We start from the raw sequence: 16902 nt of genomic DNA, 5'->3' as shown, positions 1-16902 counted from the left end.
TATATACCGCTTTTACATAAAACTGGAAGATTGCAAGTATTTTCAATCGCAAATAAAACGGATTTATTCACTTCAATAAAAAATCAGTTTTATGGCGGAACCAACCTTAACTCAAATATTCGGTACAGGTGCAACTCAGGATGCCACTACCTTGACAATTTTAAAATCTGACCTAACAGGCTTAACCGCATCCGGAAGCAATACGGCTGAAAGTTTGCTAGCAGCAATTAACCTAAAAGCCCAATCTTATTTATCCCAATCAAATTTTGATAGCAATACAGACCAAAGTATTTACATCAGTAACGGCTTCTCTTCCTTTACCACGCGCGGGACTGATGCCTATCGTGTGGATCAAATTACTTTAAATTTGGCAAAACTTGATACTGGCTCAACTCTCGATCCGGATAGCTACTAATGAGTTGCGGTTGTCCTGGAAGCTGGGATATTACGTTCCGGTTTAATGGGGTTGATTATCACGAATATGTTAGCGGCTATGAGTGGGATAATCCATTTTTAAAAACCATATCAGGAAAGGATTATCTCTACTCAGCCTGCGATGATCGGGATATGCGGGGCGGACTTGTGTGGGCTAATTCCCCAGGTATAGCTCCAATCGTCGCTACTGCTTTCACAAAAACAGATCCGAACTGCGTATCTAGTCAGTCTTACGACTGCATTAATGGGGCTTGTATTGTGTCTACGCAATACGATACCCCAGGTATTTATGCTTCATTAGCAGAATGTGAAACCGCTTGCGGAACTGGATGCAGTGGTAAATGTATCTCAAATTCTGAATGGGCAACTATTGAAGGCTTATCAAATCAATTAAAACAAAGAAATTGTAGTTAAAATATGAGCGCTTCTGGCACAATTTCAAATCTCCAGCAAGCTTTAAATTGTGCTGGAAAGTGTGATTGCTGTGCAAACTTGCAGCAACAAATCAATCAGATTAATGCAAGACTGGCACAAATAAAGCCGGTTGACGAACAAGCAATTATTAATAAATCAGTAGATGCTTCAAGGGCAATCGTTCCTGATATCACAAAGGCAGTCGTCGCCACAAGTTTAATCCCAATTTTTGATGATATAACCTGGCTTAAAAATGCGGTTGGAACGGCATTAACTCTAGCCAAGGAAGCTTTATTTTTAGTTGGAAACCTGATTAAAGAAGTTGCAATGATAGCCGCGACCATGGCAGCTGCATTGGGGGCTGCCGCAACTTTACAAGCGATAACCGGAAGAATTGACGCGGTAGAAGCTGGGCTAGACCAAGCAAATAACTTTATCAGCCAGCTTTTTAGTCAAGTGAAAGCAGTCAAGAATACTGCTGAGGGTGCGGATTCAAAAGCAGAAAAAGCAATTAAAAGTGTTGATAATAATACTGAATCAATTGTTAGACTTTCGGGTGAAGTGTCTGAAACTAAATCGTTAGCAAGAACAGCATTGTCTAGGGCGGTTGAAGCTGATAGAAAAGCAGATGTGGCTAAAACCTTCGCAGAAAGAGCAGCAGAAATTGCAAATATTGGAATCAGAAAAGCAGATACGGCTCAAGCCTTCGCAGAAAGAGCAGCAGAAATTGCAAATATTGCAAACAAGAAAGCAGATACAGCTAACAATAGACTTGATAATGTAGAGCCATTGCTTGATTTAGTGAATCAAGCAGTGATGGATCATACTGGTCAAATTATTTCTTTAAATAATGAACAATTAAATCTTAGATTAGAGTTGGAGCAGGTATCAGGGAAAGTTTCTAATTTGGAATTTCAAATTCCTGGAATTGATGCAAAAGCCAATCAAGCAATACAAAAAGCTACAAATGCCGAACAAGAAGCAGAAGCGGCTAATACTAAAGCGCAAGCTGCAATTCTTGAAAATGCAAAACTTAGAACCAAAATTAATCAATTAGAGCAGAAAGATGTAATTTTAGAAAGAGGAATTACCAAGGCGCAGCAGGAAGCTTATGCAGCGCTTCAGCTAGGGGGATTAGGTTTAGTTACTGCTCAAAATACGGCTCAAGGATTATCAAATGTAGCTGGAAGAGTTGGGATTATTGGGGGAACAGCAGTTAATGCTGATAGCAAAGCTACAAACGCATTAGGGCAAATCAGCACAATTAAAAATGGGGTGGTAACAAATCCTGCAATTCAAAACGCGATCGCGCAACCCATCGGAAGAATCAATGACACCCAACAGAAGCAACAGGAACAAATCAAACAGATTGAGCAAAAGATTTCTACTCCTGGAGCTAACACAGTAACGCGAGGGGAATTTGAACAAATTAAACAAAAACTAGGCGAGGCGGACAAAATGAACCGGGAAGGCAACGCCAAAATAGATGAAATTTTAGCCAAACTACCAGCACTACCCGCCGCCGTAGCTTCTGCCACAGCTGCTAGAGTTCCCAGTGTTCCACAAATCAAGCAAGCTGTGGGCAGTGCAATGTGTGAATCGGCAAATAGTGGATGCGTAGCAGGTGCATTGAATAATCAAAGCAACGGGTTAAAAGCAGACTTTGGTCAAAAACTTAGGGATTTAGAGCAAGGACTTAACGCAGGTGCAAACGCTGCACAGCTAACCCTGTTGAATACCATAAACACCAAGCTGGGCGATCAAGTAGTTGGTGGCATTGGTCGAGTAGTTACCAAAATTACCACCAATCAAGCAGTTAACCAAATTGCCAACCTGGTCACAATGGCGGCCGCTATGCATAACGTGATCATGCTTTCAGATGGAGCCGCACAAACATTTTTCAGCATTCTAGATAATATCTTTGCTATCCCCACTCTGATCATCAACCCAGAAGCAGAAACCATTAGCACTCAACAAGTATTCGGTGGTGCGATTGAGAATGTCATGAAATCTGTATTTGGCGTTGAGGAATGGGCACAAATAAAAGCTCAATGGGCTATATACAATCGCATTTATCAAAGTTCAGCCAATGTAGTTAATAATGTTCGCAGTATTGGAGGGAGTATTGTTAGTGCAGTTGAGCAGTCAGCAAGGCTAACAGGTAAAGGCTTTAACGCTATGCAAGATGAAGGCTTGCTATCAGAAAACAACTGGGACTACACCCCAGAGAATCTTAAATTAAAAGGTGGATTGTACGCGAAATTTGGCAAATTAGCTGATGGTATTTCTGTGGTCACAGAAGGATTACAAGCAATTGAAGCTGTTACATCTGAAATTCGCAGCGCTGTAGATTCAGCTAACCAAATTAAGCAAGAATCTAAAGAAATTGAAGATGCAATCAAAGAAGCAATCGGACAGTCTAAAACAGAAAGAGAAACAGCAATAGAAGCCTTACCACCGAAAGAGTACTCTTGGGAGGATTTAATCTAATGCCAGTTAGAGATTGGGCACAACTTAGAAAAGTTCTCCGTAATGGCGATAGTTTTAACCGTGAGGTATACGACTGGTTTAAAGATGCTGATAGTAACAATACTAGAAAAGCGCTGCGAGATGATTTATTGATTGGTGCTAAAGATAGTATTGCAATTGCTCAAGTTAAAATGAGGGCATTTAGAGAAATAATTCAAAAAACACATCTTAAACCTGACATCATTGGAATGCCCAAGATTGATGTTGATGCTGATGTTACTTATAAGCCAGAGGTTACGCTATTTTTTAAACAGAATAAAGAATCTGTCCCCAAAGGTAAGACCGCTAAAACTGCACGAATGTCTTATAGATTGATGAATCAAACCTCATCCAGTTTGAGCAAAGCAGAATTAAGAACATTGGGACAAAATATTTATAATGACTTTGCTAAACCCACACCATACAGATTTAACAAGGGTAAAATTATTGGTTGGTATGTTAAGCCTGAAGATGGGTTGAATTTACAAATTTATGCTCACACTTCAGAGATAGGTGAAACAGTAGCGCGTAAAATTATCGCTCACAGAAATTTAACTTTTGACGATAATATTTTTAAATTCACTACTCCAAATAGAAATAGTGATACTACACCCGGAACCATCACAATTTTAGGTGAAACACAACAAAAGCCTATTTGGAGACCTACTGTATTTGTAGAATTTGAACATGCCAGTATAAATCTGCATAATGACACGCAAATCCGTGTATTGTGTGATTTATCTGGGACTTATGCAAACCCGATGTACAGACCGTAAACAAATATAAGCTAATATTTCTCAAACCCCTATAGGGTTCGCGGAAAATTTATAACTTAAAATGCGATTTATATTTGGGTTTTAGCAACACTGCAAAAAACTCATCTAAAAGCAATATGGGAAAATATTCAGATATTCGTCGTGGGAGAGAACTTAACGAAGCTCTTACCAAATTACGAGCATGGGAAGATTTATCAAAAGATGCAAAGCAAACACTATATAAAGGACAACGAGGAACTTCTGTAAGAGTTGACGCTAACAGAGTTGCTGGATATGTTGAATCTTTCGGACTTTCTGGAAGGATATATTTACCAGTTAAGCTATTATCATCTACTCAAACTGCAAACGCTTCTTTGATTTCTACTGTACGGAATGCTGCAGATGATACTGGTAGAACATTAGCGGCTAACTTCACCTTGCCAACTGGGGGGACAAAACTTGACGGGCTGACGGGATACAAACCCGCCAAAATATCCTTGACGCAGCGCGGTGCTGCTGTTTCGGATAACAAATCACGCATTACTAATATCGAATACAAGCGCTACGACAACAAAAGCGTTGCATCTCCCTTTGGTTCTAAAAATACAGGTGGAGAAACTTATTTAGACGCAGTTGCCGCAATTAGGGCACAATCTGCCATCGCAACGTTTTTAAATGATAAAGGTAACCGCATTTCTTTTACTCCTGAAGTGGTCTAATGACTAACTTGTACTTGCCCCAGGACTACCGGGATTTATTAATGGTTTCCGCCGGTGACCTTCGGGACATCAAAGGCATGATCTTGATTAACCAAGCCTCTGCTAATTGGTTGGCTGGAAAACTAGATACAGGAACCTATTTTGACACCCTAGACCATTTTGGAATAGATCCGTATGGGTTTGTCCGTCCTGTTGAGCAACTAGCTCAAGGAATCATTACTGAAGAACTTTGGCTATGAGGCAATTACAGCTAGGGAACTCTGCGAACTGGGAAGTAATTCACAATCAAAGTGTGTCAGCCGTACAGTTACCACTAGTTGGGGGCGGTTATAAAATCGTCCCCATTCCAGAAATATCTATTGCTGTATTGTTAGATGTTTTTGTGTTGGCAATTTCAGTTTCTACAAATATTCCTGATGGTAGAAATTGGAAATTTGCAGGTAACCTGAGGCAGCAAGTTACTACTGGTATTGTGTTTGGCGGCTCCCAAGATGCCAGTTTTAATAGACGCTACGCTTTATTCTTAGACAAAATAAATTTACTACTTTTACAGCCACTATCTGTTGATTACAGCATTTTTATTAAAGTCCCTGATTGGTTTGAAGATACCCATGTAATTGTGTGGCGGTATACGGGGACTGATACAGATTCAACAGAAGAGTTAGTAAATCAAATTAAAAATGTAGACCTTCCCAGGCTGGAAGCCAAGGTTGACGCATTGTGAATATTCAAACATCGATTTCCTTAATCGCATTGCTATTAGCGATTGGGGGAAACATAACCTGGCTTTTCTTCACCTACGGGAACTCAGAAAAGCGCAAACTAGCAGCAGAGAGAGATTTTAACCACTTACGGAACAATCAGCAAAATATCTCAGACGGAATCGCTCACGGCTTTGATGAGATTGAGGACAAGCTAGAAGCTATTGACCGCAACTTGATTGAGGTCAAAATCTGGATCATGCGCAACGTCAAAGCTCACGAATAATCTCTGGGGATTCTTTTTAGTCCATAGTCAACAGTCAACAGTCAACTGTCAACAGTCAACAGTCAACCGTCAACCGTCAACCGTCAACCGTCAACCGTCAACAGTAGACTTCTTGCATAAATATATGTCGCTGTGTTGATTAGGAGTTTGAAAAGCTCACGCAGAGCCGCAGAGACGCAGAGAAGAATGAGAAAATTAGGACTTTTGCAAGAGGTCTAGTCAACAGTCAACCGTCAACCATCAACAATTCACCCACCAAACCCAGGAATTAAACGCTTGAGCGCCCGACTAACCACTTCACCATAGCGCATTTCACCACAGAGAATTTTACCCATAATTTGCACGCTAGAAGGACGCTTTACACCCACGCCATAACCCATTTTGGGAAAGCGATAAAATGCATTAGCTAATTTTTGCGCCCAAGCCATATCCGTTCCCCATTGTTCGTTAATGGCATTGGTATAATCTTCTACAGCGTTAATATCGCCCGATAGCGCCCGATTAATAGCACTGGCTGCTAGCAAACCGCTAAAAATCGAAGGGCGAATACCTTCCGCCGTCATCGGGTCAACTACACAAGCTGCTTCCCCAGCCAAAACAGCATTTTGAGTATGTAGCTTTTGATTCCCATTCCACAAGCAAATCGGATGACCGTATTGCTGACAAACTTTCACATCAACATCAAAAGATTGGGCATACTCATCTAAAATCTTCTTAAAGTCTTGGGGAGGTGCGCCGCCAATAAAGGTACCCACACCCAAAGAATACCCGTCAGCTTTGGGAAAATTCCAAATATAGCCATTCTTCACCAAGCCAAATTCAAAATGAGCCATAGATGTATTTTCCACATTGGCGGGAACTTCGGCTTCTAATGCGCCAGCTAAATGCCGTTTGCGGTCTTTAAAGCCTAACCATTTAGCCATCGGCCCTTTCGCACCATCAGCCGCGATTAAATAGCGACCTGTAAACGAGCCATTGGCTGTATTCACCTGCCAAGCATCGCCTGTAAACTCAATACCCGTGACTTCTGTATTATCTTGCAGTTTCGCCCCTTGTATCTTTGCTTGTTGGACGAGAAAATGGTCAAAAACATCCCGCCTTACCATCCAAATCGGTTCTTTCACGCCGATTTTTGCTTCTACTGAATCTTCTAAATTCCAAGTAAAGCGCAAAGAGTCTACCTTGACAGAAATCGCTGGACTAAAATCAAAATCAAACCATTGAGCGATCGCCGGTGACACTCCACCACCACAGGGTTTATATCTAGGTAGAGATGCTTTTTCTAAAATTAACACTGAGCGACCCTGCTTGGCCAAATGATAGGCAGCAGTTCCCCCAGATGGCCCGGCTCCCACAATAATACAATCGTACATATTGCTGAATTCTTGCTCCTCACTTAGCCCAGCAAAACTTGATCGGGTAGTGCAATCGCCACCCTAGACTAGTGTATACTCAGCAGGCATCAAAAATTCTCACTGATTAAGTAAAACCACAGATAAACACCGAAAAGTAACGATGAATATCTGTGGTTTCTAGGTCAATTGTCAGTTGTCAGTTGTCAGTTGTGGAAAATTGACCCAGGAATGAGCATAGCCTACAGGAGCCGAAGCCAATGCCCCATGCCCCATGCCCCATGCCCCATGCCCTAAACAGTCGTAATGTCCTTTTCTTTTTCTGCCAATAATTCGTCAATTCTGGCAGTGTATTTATTAGTTAATTTTTGCAGTTCGTCTTGTTGATCGCGGGATTCATCTTCCGAAATTTCCGCGTTTTTTTCCTGCTTGCGAATAGAATCTACGGCATCACGGCGAATGTTACGAATCCCTACACGCCCTTCCTCGGCATATTTAGCCGCCAGTTTGACGAGTTCTTTGCGGCGATCGCTTGTTAGGGGCGGGATATTCAGCCTGATGACAGAACCGTCATTACTGGGGGTTAAACCCACATCTGACAAGGAAATTGCCTTTTCCACAATATTCAAGCTACTGCGATCGTAAGGTTGAATTAATATGGTTGAGGCATCAGGTGTACTGATATTTGCCAGTGATTTTAATGGCGTTGGTGTTCCGTAATATTCCACCTGTACTTTATCTAGTAGACTCGCATTGGCGCGACCAGTACGAATCGTATTAAAAGCCCGTTGAGTTGCCTCAACGGTATGTTGCATTTTACTCTGAGCTTCAGCTAATTTCACAAGAACCTCCCACAAGGGTGCCGATGGATTCTCCCATGACTGCCCGATGGATATTACCTCGCACCGTTAAGTCAAAAACCAGAATTGGGATATTATTTTCTTTACACAAGGCAATCGCTGTAGTATCCATTACCCGTAAATCTTGCGCCAAAACATGGGCGTATGTGAGGCTGGTATAACGTTTAGCATCTGGATAGACAAAAGGATCGGCATCATATACTCCGTCTACCTTGGTGGCTTTAAAAATTACTTCGGCATCGATTTCTGCTGCTCTTAATGCCGCCGTGGTATCTGTGGTAAAGAAGGGATTCCCCGAACCAGCGCCAAAAATTACCACCCGCCCTTTTTCAAGATGACGGATGGCACGACGACGAATATAAGGTTCGGCTAATTCTTGCATAGCGATCGCAGTTTGCACTCGCGTCTGCACCCCTATCCGTTCTAGGGAATCTTGCAGCGTCATGGCATTCATTACTGTGGCAATCATCCCGATGTAGTCAGCAGTGGCGCGATCCATACCCGCCGATGCTGCTTTGACACCACGAAAAATATTGCCGCCGCCCACCACGATCGCGATCTGCACGCCGGTGGCTACCACCTCTCCTACTTCTTGGGCTATTTCCTTGACCACTTCTGGATCAATGCCATAGCCCATGTTGCCCATTAAAGCTTCACCGCTCAGTTTAAGTAAAACCCGTCGGTAATTCGTTCCCATGAAGTTACGCTTTGTCGAAACAGTTGCAATTGCCTCCAACTTAAGATAGCAGTACAATGGCTATCTCTGTCTAGTTATGCCAGATTAATGAAGTACCTACCGCCTCAGTTTCTGGTGTATTTATTTTATGGCCTTTTAGCAGCGCCGCGATCGCATTTTTTAAATAATCTTCTCCTGCTGCCAAGGGATTTTGGGGATAATCGTCAATCGCGCCCCTGTAGCGTAAAATACCTGTCTTATCAATTAAGAAAGCCATTGGTGTTTTATTCGCCCCCAAACTCTGAGTTACATCTTGAGTTGAGTCCCATATATAAGGGAAGTTTAACTGATGAGACTGGGCAAAAATTCTCATATTTTCCAAACTTTCTTTTGGCTGTCCCATTGCGCCACAGCCATTCATCCCAATTAATGTAAAACCTATTTTGGCAAATTCTGCTTGAATTTTTTTGAGTCGGTCTAAATATAAAGTTACATAAGGGCAGTTATTAGACATGGAAATCACAGCAACTGCACGGAACTTATTTAGATAACGACTCAGATGATGTACTTGATTATCTATTCCTGGCAGTTCAAAGTCTGGTGCATAGCTCCCAACAGGAGTATCAATAGATTCTAGTATAGTCATGGGTTTAGGTTTGGAGGAACTAGCAACAAAAAAAATTGCGGCAAATTCAGCGTCAGTTTCCTAGTTGCAAACCACTCCTTGGCAGATGCTCAATAAGTCCTCATTTTATGGACTAATCTCGCTAGCGTAAATTGTAAAACTACTGAATCTCATACTGATACTAATCCTGAAAAATTGAACTAGATACCATTGGCAGTTTTACGCAGCTAAAACAACTAGGTCGCGATCGCAGAATCTGAGCTAATGTAGAAATTTTATAATTACCGTAGAATTGCTGTAATCAATACTAGCAATAGTTGCTCTGTACCAAGCATGATTAATTCATTCTTTACGAAAACTTAATTGTAGGTTAATGTAGGGATTTTAATGAATAATCTAGTTGCTTGTTGCAATTACCTTTTTCCTAGCGAGCGTTATTATATTAGAGCAGATTAGCAATAAATTCCGCGATTAAACCCAAATAATTGGCAATTTTCGCTAGATTTCCGTGGTATCATTGACCATCAAAACCTTTGTAAGAAATTTACCAATTACTATATACCTATAGCAATAATACTATCTATTTACCTGATGGCGATGATAAATTACACATCATCAAGATAATTTTGTGAGATATTTAACTGCTGCCAGCCAAGATAAATACTCTGTTATGGAGACAGTTCTGTTTGATAGCGGTTACTTTTAAAGTATAAATATTGTCTTGCTAACTACTTTCCTAAATTTGAAGTAGTAGGAAAAAATTATAGTATTATGTTATATTTTACACATAAATTTATGTATACAACTTTATGAGAGCTAGTACAGAGCGGCTGCCATCAGCTACTAATTTACAAATTCATAAAATCCTTATGGCAAGTAATGACAAATTCCTAGCAAGCCGTACTAGCAGCACAGCCTCAGCATCAAAATGATTTTAAATCCTGAAAAATAGCTGCGGTAAGACATTTCGGTCTAATTGTGAAATACATAATTTATCAACTATTATGACAAATCTTCAAACCACATTTACCGCCACAAAAACTTGGATTTGGCAAGGTTTCCCCATCTGCTACCAAAGCCAAGGAACTATTGGCCCGGCTGTAGTATTAGTACATGGTTTTGGCGCTTCCTGGCAGCATTGGCGGCAAAATATACCAGTGTTAGCAGAAAATTGCCGCGTTTATGCCATAGATTTGATTGGTTTTGGCAGTTCAGCTAAACCAGAACCGGGTAAAAAAATTAACTACACCCTAGAAACCTGGGGACAGCAAGTAGCAGATTTTTGTCGGGAAGTAGTAGGAGAACCTGCATTTTTAGTGGGAAATTCCATTGGCTGCATTGTGGCGATGCAAGCAGCAGTCAGCAACCCAGAGATTGCCTTAGGATTAGCATTAATTAACTGTTCTTTAAGACTATTACACGATCGCAAACGAGCAACTTTACCCTTATCTCGTCGTCTGGGCGCACCTTTACTGCAAAATATATTATCGCTCAAACCCATTGGCAAGTTCTTTTTTAATCAAATTGCCAAACCCACAACAGTTAGGAAAATTCTCCTCCAAGCCTACGCTAACTCTGAAGCAGTCACAGACGAGTTAGTAGATATTTTAACCGCCCCAGCGCAAGATCCTGGTGCAGTAGCTGTATTTTTAGCCTTTACCAGTTATTCTCGCGGCCCCTTACCGGAAGATTTACTTCCCGTGCTACCTTGTCCGGCTATGATTATTTGGGGAACAGCCGACCCTTGGGAACCAGTAGATTTAGGTAGAGAGTTAGCTGATTATCCCCAAGTATTGAAGTTTATTCCTTTAGAAGGCGTGGGACATTGCCCCCAAGATGAAGCACCAGAATTAGTCAATCCGATTTTACAAGATTGGATCAACGAGCGATCAAGAAATAATTAATTTTGGTCAACAGTCAACAGTCAACGGTCAACAGTCAACGGTCAACTATGAACTTTTGACCATATTTTTCTATCTTTCTGTGCAAATTTATTCCACGGTGGCGAAAATTTGTAAATTTTAGAAATAATAAGTTAAGTCTTATAAAACACGACTAACATTATTTCCGCACGGAAAACATGAAACATCCTTTTCTTGAACGCTTACATAGTCCAGATGGCCCGGTTATCGTCTTTGACGGTGCAATGGGGACTAATTTACAAACACAAAACTTGACGGCTGATGACTTTGGCGGGTTGCAGTATGAGGGTTGTAATGAATATTTAGTCCACACTAAACCCGAAGCTGTCGCCAAAGTTCACCGCGATTTTCTCGCTGCTGGTGCAGATGTGATTGAAACGGATACTTTTGGTGCGACTTCCATTGTTTTGGCAGAATATGACTTGGCAGAACAGACATATTACCTCAACAAGAAAGCAGCAGAATTAGCCAAATCTGTAGCGGCGGAATTCTCGACACCCGAAAAACCCCGGTTTGTTGCGGGTTCCATTGGCCCCACAACTAAACTTCCTACCTTGGGACATATTGACTTTGATACCTTAAAGACAGCTTTTGCCGAACAAGCAGAGGCTTTGTGGGATGGTGGGGTTGATATCTTTCTTGTGGAAACTTGTCAGGATGTGTTGCAAATTAAAGCAGCGCTGAATGGGATTGAAGAGGTTTTTGTCAAAAAAGGCGATCGCCGGCCGTTGATGGTATCGGTGACAATGGAAAGTATGGGGACAATGTTGGTAGGTACGGAAATCAGTGCCGTACTGACAATTTTGGCACCATACCCCATTGATATCTTGGGTTTAAACTGTGCCACAGGGCCGGATTTAATGAAGCCACATATTAAATATTTGGCTGAACATTCGCCTTTTATCGTTTCTTGTATTCCTAATGCGGGTTTACCGGAGAATGTCGGCGGTCAAGCACACTACCGCTTGACACCGATGGAATTACGGATGGCTTTGATGCACTTTGTTGAAGATTTGGGTGTCCAAGTGATTGGGGGTTGCTGTGGGACAAGACCAGAACACATTCAACAATTAGCAGAAATTGCCCAAGATTTAAAGCCGAAGGTGCGACAGCCAAGTTTAGAACCTGCGGCAGCATCAATTTATACTACTCAGCCTTACGATCAAGATAATTCTTTCTTAATTGTTGGCGAACGCCTCAACGCTAGCGGTTCTAAAAAATGCCGGGAATTGCTGAATGCGGAAGATTGGGATGGCTTGGTATCAATGGCCAGATCCCAGGTGAAAGAAGGTGCCCATGTGCTTGATGTTAACGTCGATTACGTAGGGCGCGATGGGGTCAAGGATATGCACGAACTCGTTTCGCGCATTGTTAATAATGTTACATTACCCTTGATGCTCGACTCCACCGAATGGGAAAAGATGGAAGCGGGTTTAAAAGTTGCAGGTGGTAAGTGCTTACTCAACTCGACTAACTATGAAGATGGCGAACCGCGTTTTCTGAAAGTGCTGGAGTTAGCGAAGAAATACGGTGCTGGGGTAGTAATTGGCACAATAGACGAAGAGGGGATGGCGCGAACTGCTGAGAAAAAATTTGCGATCGCTCAACGTGCCTATCGTCAAGCTGTAGAATATGGTATCCCGCCTACAGAAATTTTCTTTGACACCTTAGCTTTACCTATTTCTACCGGGATTGAGGAAGATAGGGAGAATGGCAAAGCGACAATTGCAGCAATTCGCAGAATTCGCCAAGAATTGCCTGGATGTCATGTAATCTTGGGCGTATCGAATATTTCCTTTGGTTTAAATCCCGCCGCGCGGATTGTGCTGAACTCGATGTTTTTACATGAGGCGATGACTGCGGGAATGGATGCAGCCATTGTGAGCGCTAGCAAGATTTTACCACTCGCGAAGATTGAACCACAACATCAAGAAGTTTGTCGCCAATTGATTTATGATGAACGGCGGTTTGAGGGTGATGTCTGCGTTTACGATCCTTTAGGAGAACTGACTACAGTTTTTGCTGGGGTAACGACAAAGCGCAACAAAGGTGTAGATGAAAGTCTACCCATTGAAGAACGCCTCAAGCGTCATATTATTGATGGCGAACGTATTGGATTAGAAGCACAACTCACCAAAGCTTTAGAACAATATCCCCCCTTGGAAATTATCAACACATTTCTCTTGGATGGGATGAAAGTTGTCGGTGAGTTGTTCGGTTCCGGACAAATGCAGTTACCCTTTGTCTTACAGTCGGCGGAAACCATGAAAGCGGCGGTAGCTTACCTCGAACCATTCATGGAAAAGTCGGAAGCGGGGAATAATGCTAAAGGAAGTGTGATTATTGCCACAGTTAAAGGTGATGTCCATGATATTGGTAAAAACCTCGTGGATATCATTCTTTCTAATAATGGCTATAAAGTCATTAATTTGGGCATCAAACAGTCAGTAGAAAACATCATTCAAGCTTACGAACAGCATCAAGCTGATTGTATTGCTATGAGTGGGTTGTTGGTAAAATCCACCGCCTTTATGAAAGAAAATTTGGAGGTATTTAACGAAAAAGGAATCACTGTCCCGGTGATTTTAGGTGGTGCGGCGCTGACTCCGAAGTTTGTCCATCAAGATTGCCAAAATACCTACAAAGGTAAAGTTATTTATGGCAAAGATGCGTTCTCTGACTTGCATTTCATGGATAAATTAATGCCAGCCAAAGCAGCAGGTAAATGGGATAATTTACAAGGCTTTTTGGATGAAGTTGGCGATGATGAAACAAAAGGTGTTAGCAAAAAATCAGAATCTCCAGTGAAGGAATCTGCTAAGAAGAAGCAAGATTCAGGGGATAAGATTGTTGTAGATACCAGACGTTCGGAAGCTGTGGCGGTAGATATTGAACGTCCCACACCGCCTTTTTGGGGAACGAAGTTATTACAGCCTAGCGATATTTCTTTAGAGGAATTATTCTGGTATTTAGATTTGCAAGCTTTGATAGCTGGACAATGGCAATTCCGTAAACCCAAGGAACAGAGTAAGGAAGAATATCAGGCTTTCTTAGCTGAGAAAGTGCATCCAATTTTGGAACAGTGGAAACGGCGGATTATTGAGGAGAATTTGTTGCATCCTCAGGTAATTTATGGGTATTTTCCTTGTCAGGCTGAGGGGAATAGTTTGTATGTTTATGAATCGAACCGCGTTCGCGAAGCGTCTCGCAGAGAAGACGCGAAAGACACTAAGGAGATAGCTAAGTTTGAGTTTCCTCGACAGAAGTCTTTTAATAGGCTTTGTATTGCAGATTTCTTTGCGCCAAAGGAATCGGGAATCATTGATGTGTTCCCAATGCAAGCGGTAACTGTGGGAGAGATTGCGACGGAGTACGCGCAGAAGTTATTTGCAGATAATCAATACACAGATTATCTGTATTTCCACGGTTTAGCGGTGCAGGTAGCGGAAGCTTTGGCGGAATGGACACACGCCAGGATTCGTCAGGAGTTAGGCTTTGTGGCTGAGGAACCGAATAATATTCGGGATATATTGGCGCAACGTTATCGGGGTTCGCGGTATAGTTTTGGCTATCCGGCTTGTCCGAATATTCAGGATCAATACAAGCAGCTGGAGTTGTTGGGGACTGATAGGATTAATCTCTATATGGATGAGAGCGAACAGCTTTATCCAGAACAGTCTACAACGGCGATTATTACTTACCACCCAGTAGCGAAGTACTTTAGCGCGTAGAACCATAAACACTTAAGGGTGGAACAACGAACCGCGAACTACACAAAGAACACGAAGGAAAGAAAGAGATGTTTAGAGATATTTTGCGTAATACCGTTTTTTTGTAAACTGCGGACAAATTCTCTTTATAGCTTCTTTCTTAGCGTTCTTCGCGTCTTCGTGGTTCGTTTATCTATTATCACCGTCGATATTCGTCACCGCAGTCACCGATTAACTGATACAAATCCCGCGATTTTTGCGAGACAGCATCAATCTTTTGCAAATCCTCAGCATCTAAATTAAGATTAAATACTTTGGCATTATCTGCTAAATGTTCTGATATACCCAATCTTGCGCCTACAATGACACCGCCTACAGCAGGCTTATCTAAGATATAACGCACTGCGACATTAGAAATACTCACCCCATGCTTATCAGCGATAGATTTCAGGGTAGAAAGTAACTCTTGGAATAATTGCCAACCACCCCAAGCATCGACCATATTTTTATACTTTTTCAAGCTAACTGTAGTTAAATCAAATCCTCGGGGTTCTGATTTACCTAAGTATTTTTCTGATAGCAAACCACCGCATACTGTCCCATAAGTAAATAGTTTAATATCGTGCTGTTGACAGAAATTTATCATATTTACTTCTGGACGACGATCAACGAGAGAAAATTGCACTTGATTAGAAACTATTTTGATTCCTGCTTCGGTGATAATTTGCAGATGTTCAGTGTCAAAATTAGTCAAGGCTAAATGTTTAATTTTACCCTCTGTTTGCAGTTCCGCCATATATTTGAGCGCATCAAGATAGTTTTCATCTTGATATTCCCACCAATGAAACTGCATTAAGTCTAATGATTCTACATCCATCCGGCGCAGGGAAATATTAATATTATCCTCGACTATTGTTTTAGTCATTTTCCCCGGACGAGGTACCCATTTGGTAAATGCTTGAATATTTGCTAATGCTTCTTTACCACGAGTAGCAATAACTTGACGCCGGAATTCACCAATTAAGTCTTCAGCAGGGCCATAATGATCTGCTAAATCCCAAGTTGTAAAGCCTGCGTCTACATATTTAAACATGGTTTGAATGGCAAATGTGGGATTAATGCGTCCATGTCCGCCAGAAACTTGCCACATACCATTTAAGATACGGCAGATGTTTAAATCAGGGGTAAATTGCAGATAGCTTGCTGTTGGTAGAGTCATTGTGAATGATGAATTATGAATGATAAATTATGAAGAAAATTGCGGGGATAAACCACAAGTATTTTGACTAATGACTAATGACTAATTTTCGCCAATCTTTCTCAGCTTGTTCGAGAACGTAAGTAGCAACATCTTGAATTTCTTCTGTTGTTAAACGGTCTTTATAGGCTGACATATTACTTTTACCATTGGTGACAATGGATGTTATTGCCTCTAAAGAATCCATACCATATTTCTTCAGTGCTTTCTTTTTTAAAGTCTTACCGCGTCTGACGATATTACCGCCGTTTTCATGACAGCCAGCACAATGAATATTGAATATCTTGGCACCATTGGCTATATCTGCGGCTGTTGCAGGTGGTGTAAACATACTTGTGAAAATTAGGCAAGTAATTAATATCAATTTGATGATGGAAAAAAATTGTATTTTCATATAATCAAGATAAATTTTGGCTGATTTCAAGATTCAAAGTAGGCTGTAAATCCTGGGAATTTTTGACACTCTTCGGTAAAAGTTTCGGCATCGCTGACATCTTCGATTTTGTATACCATAATTCGCTGACCATCGGGTAGTTTTTTAGAGGTAATACAATCACCTGGATATTTATCGGCGAGTGCTTTAAATGCAGCACCATAGCTTTTCCAAGCGTCGCCTGAACAATTGATGTTTACTTGCCACATAATTAATTTATTTGTTATCAACAGATATTTATCATCTCA

At 41.4% G+C, this 16902-nt stretch carries 17 protein-coding genes; 10 read left to right on the top strand and 7 right to left on the bottom strand.

The window, feature by feature from the left end:
- Window positions 1–91: 91 nt before the first annotated feature.
- From AACW45_RS13085 to AACW45_RS13050, 8 genes are all read left to right on the top strand, one after another.
- The gene (locus AACW45_RS13085; protein WP_190633044.1) at window positions 92–415 is read left to right on the top strand and encodes a hypothetical protein; all 324 of its coding nucleotides are present in this window, start codon (window positions 92–94) and stop codon (window positions 413–415) included.
- Window positions 415–849: a hypothetical protein gene (locus AACW45_RS13080; RefSeq protein ID WP_190633043.1), complete on the top strand. Its 435-nt coding sequence runs from the start codon at window positions 415–417 to the stop codon at window positions 847–849. Before AACW45_RS13085 ends, AACW45_RS13080 begins: the two co-directional genes overlap by 1 nt.
- 3 nt (window positions 850–852) lie before the next feature.
- Window positions 853–3339, top strand: coding sequence for a hypothetical protein (locus AACW45_RS13075; protein ID WP_190633042.1), 2487 nt, complete (start codon window positions 853–855; stop codon window positions 3337–3339).
- On the top strand, window positions 3339–4133 hold the full coding sequence (locus AACW45_RS13070; RefSeq protein WP_190633041.1) for a hypothetical protein: 795 nt from the start codon (window positions 3339–3341) through the stop codon (window positions 4131–4133). Before AACW45_RS13075 ends, AACW45_RS13070 begins: the two co-directional genes overlap by 1 nt.
- Window positions 4134–4249: 116 nt before the next feature.
- Window positions 4250–4831 carry a hypothetical protein gene (locus tag AACW45_RS13065; RefSeq protein WP_190633040.1) on the top strand — a complete coding sequence of 194 codons (582 nt, stop codon included), beginning with the start codon at window positions 4250–4252 and terminating at the stop codon, window positions 4829–4831.
- Window positions 4831–5070, top strand: a complete 240-nt coding sequence (locus AACW45_RS13060) for a hypothetical protein (RefSeq protein ID WP_190633039.1) — start codon at window positions 4831–4833, stop codon at window positions 5068–5070. The genes AACW45_RS13065 and AACW45_RS13060 overlap by 1 nt, the downstream gene beginning before the upstream one ends.
- Entirely contained in the window at window positions 5067–5555 is a 489-nt protein-coding gene (locus AACW45_RS13055) for a hypothetical protein (protein WP_190633038.1), read from the top strand. Before AACW45_RS13060 ends, AACW45_RS13055 begins: the two co-directional genes overlap by 4 nt.
- Entirely contained in the window at window positions 5552–5818 is a 267-nt protein-coding gene (locus AACW45_RS13050) for a hypothetical protein (RefSeq protein WP_190633037.1), read from the top strand. Before AACW45_RS13055 ends, AACW45_RS13050 begins: the two co-directional genes overlap by 4 nt.
- 248 nt (window positions 5819–6066) lie before the next feature.
- On the opposite strand, the gene AACW45_RS13045 is transcribed toward AACW45_RS13050, so the two are convergent.
- The 4 genes from AACW45_RS13045 to AACW45_RS13030 form a co-directional block, all read right to left on the bottom strand.
- Window positions 6067–7191: a geranylgeranyl reductase family protein gene (locus tag AACW45_RS13045; protein ID WP_190633036.1), complete on the bottom strand. Its 1125-nt coding sequence runs from the start codon at window positions 7189–7191 to the stop codon at window positions 6067–6069.
- A gap of 272 nt (window positions 7192–7463) precedes the next feature.
- Complete coding sequence (gene frr, locus AACW45_RS13040; protein ID WP_190633035.1) at window positions 7464–8012, bottom strand: ribosome recycling factor; 549 nt, start codon at window positions 8010–8012, stop codon at window positions 7464–7466.
- Window positions 7999–8727: a UMP kinase gene (pyrH, locus tag AACW45_RS13035; protein WP_096645168.1), complete on the bottom strand. Its 729-nt coding sequence runs from the start codon at window positions 8725–8727 to the stop codon at window positions 7999–8001. The genes frr and pyrH overlap by 14 nt, the downstream gene beginning before the upstream one ends.
- Before the next feature lie 70 nt (window positions 8728–8797).
- Window positions 8798–9352: a thioredoxin family protein gene (locus AACW45_RS13030; protein ID WP_190551002.1), complete on the bottom strand. Its 555-nt coding sequence runs from the start codon at window positions 9350–9352 to the stop codon at window positions 8798–8800.
- Between the two features lie 983 nt (window positions 9353–10335).
- Here AACW45_RS13030 and AACW45_RS13025 point away from each other — a divergent pair.
- Together AACW45_RS13025 and metH are read left to right on the top strand one after the other, a co-directional pair.
- Window positions 10336–11235, top strand: a complete 900-nt coding sequence (locus AACW45_RS13025) for an alpha/beta fold hydrolase (RefSeq protein ID WP_190633034.1) — start codon at window positions 10336–10338, stop codon at window positions 11233–11235.
- Between the two features lie 176 nt (window positions 11236–11411).
- Window positions 11412–14984: a methionine synthase gene (metH, locus tag AACW45_RS13020; protein ID WP_190633033.1), complete on the top strand. Its 3573-nt coding sequence runs from the start codon at window positions 11412–11414 to the stop codon at window positions 14982–14984.
- 178 nt (window positions 14985–15162) lie between these two features.
- On the opposite strand, the gene AACW45_RS13015 is transcribed toward metH, so the two are convergent.
- The 3 genes from AACW45_RS13015 to AACW45_RS13005 all read right to left on the bottom strand — a co-directional run bounded on the left by AACW45_RS13015 (window position 15163) and on the right by AACW45_RS13005 (window position 16863).
- On the bottom strand, window positions 15163–16182 hold the full coding sequence (locus AACW45_RS13015; RefSeq protein WP_190633032.1) for an aldo/keto reductase: 1020 nt from the start codon (window positions 16180–16182) through the stop codon (window positions 15163–15165).
- A 67-nt stretch (window positions 16183–16249) separates the two neighbouring features.
- The gene (petJ, locus tag AACW45_RS13010; RefSeq protein WP_190633031.1) at window positions 16250–16615 is read right to left on the bottom strand and encodes a cytochrome c6 PetJ; all 366 of its coding nucleotides are present in this window, start codon (window positions 16613–16615) and stop codon (window positions 16250–16252) included.
- A 26-nt stretch (window positions 16616–16641) separates the two neighbouring features.
- Window positions 16642–16863 (bottom strand): hypothetical protein, encoded by a 222-nt coding sequence (locus AACW45_RS13005; RefSeq protein ID WP_190633030.1) that lies wholly within the window; start codon window positions 16861–16863, stop codon window positions 16642–16644.
- Window positions 16864–16902: the final 39 nt, after the last annotated feature.

This window comes from Calothrix sp. FACHB-168 (assembly GCF_963889195.1).
Taxonomy (GTDB): Bacteria; Cyanobacteriota; Cyanobacteriia; order Cyanobacteriales; family Nostocaceae; genus Aulosira; species Aulosira anomala_A.
This window is presented reverse-complemented; position numbering and strand designations above follow the sequence as displayed.

Bases quoted from the DNA above. Each gene is read 5' to 3' on its own strand.
- AACW45_RS13080 (WP_190633043.1), top strand. From the start codon at position 415: ATGAGTTGCGGTTGTCCTGGAAGCTGGGATATTACGTTCCGGTTTAAT.
- AACW45_RS13030 (WP_190551002.1), bottom strand. From the start codon at position 9,352: ATGACTATACTAGAATCTATTGATACTCCTGTTGGGAGCTATGCACCA.
- AACW45_RS13075 (WP_190633042.1), top strand. From the start codon at position 853: ATGAGCGCTTCTGGCACAATTTCAAATCTCCAGCAAGCTTTAAATTGT.
- AACW45_RS13070 (WP_190633041.1), top strand. From the start codon at position 3,339: ATGCCAGTTAGAGATTGGGCACAACTTAGAAAAGTTCTCCGTAATGGC.
- metH (WP_190633033.1), top strand. From the start codon at position 11,412: ATGAAACATCCTTTTCTTGAACGCTTACATAGTCCAGATGGCCCGGTT.
- AACW45_RS13045 (WP_190633036.1), bottom strand. From the start codon at position 7,191: ATGTACGATTGTATTATTGTGGGAGCCGGGCCATCTGGGGGAACTGCT.
- AACW45_RS13060 (WP_190633039.1), top strand. From the start codon at position 4,831: ATGACTAACTTGTACTTGCCCCAGGACTACCGGGATTTATTAATGGTT.
- AACW45_RS13015 (WP_190633032.1), bottom strand. From the start codon at position 16,182: ATGACTCTACCAACAGCAAGCTATCTGCAATTTACCCCTGATTTAAAC.
- AACW45_RS13025 (WP_190633034.1), top strand. From the start codon at position 10,336: ATGACAAATCTTCAAACCACATTTACCGCCACAAAAACTTGGATTTGG.
- AACW45_RS13065 (WP_190633040.1), top strand. From the start codon at position 4,250: ATGGGAAAATATTCAGATATTCGTCGTGGGAGAGAACTTAACGAAGCT.
- AACW45_RS13005 (WP_190633030.1), bottom strand. From the start codon at position 16,863: ATGTGGCAAGTAAACATCAATTGTTCAGGCGACGCTTGGAAAAGCTAT.
- petJ (WP_190633031.1), bottom strand. From the start codon at position 16,615: ATGAAAATACAATTTTTTTCCATCATCAAATTGATATTAATTACTTGC.
- AACW45_RS13055 (WP_190633038.1), top strand. From the start codon at position 5,067: ATGAGGCAATTACAGCTAGGGAACTCTGCGAACTGGGAAGTAATTCAC.
- pyrH (WP_096645168.1), bottom strand. From the start codon at position 8,727: ATGGGAACGAATTACCGACGGGTTTTACTTAAACTGAGCGGTGAAGCT.
- AACW45_RS13085 (WP_190633044.1), top strand. From the start codon at position 92: ATGGCGGAACCAACCTTAACTCAAATATTCGGTACAGGTGCAACTCAG.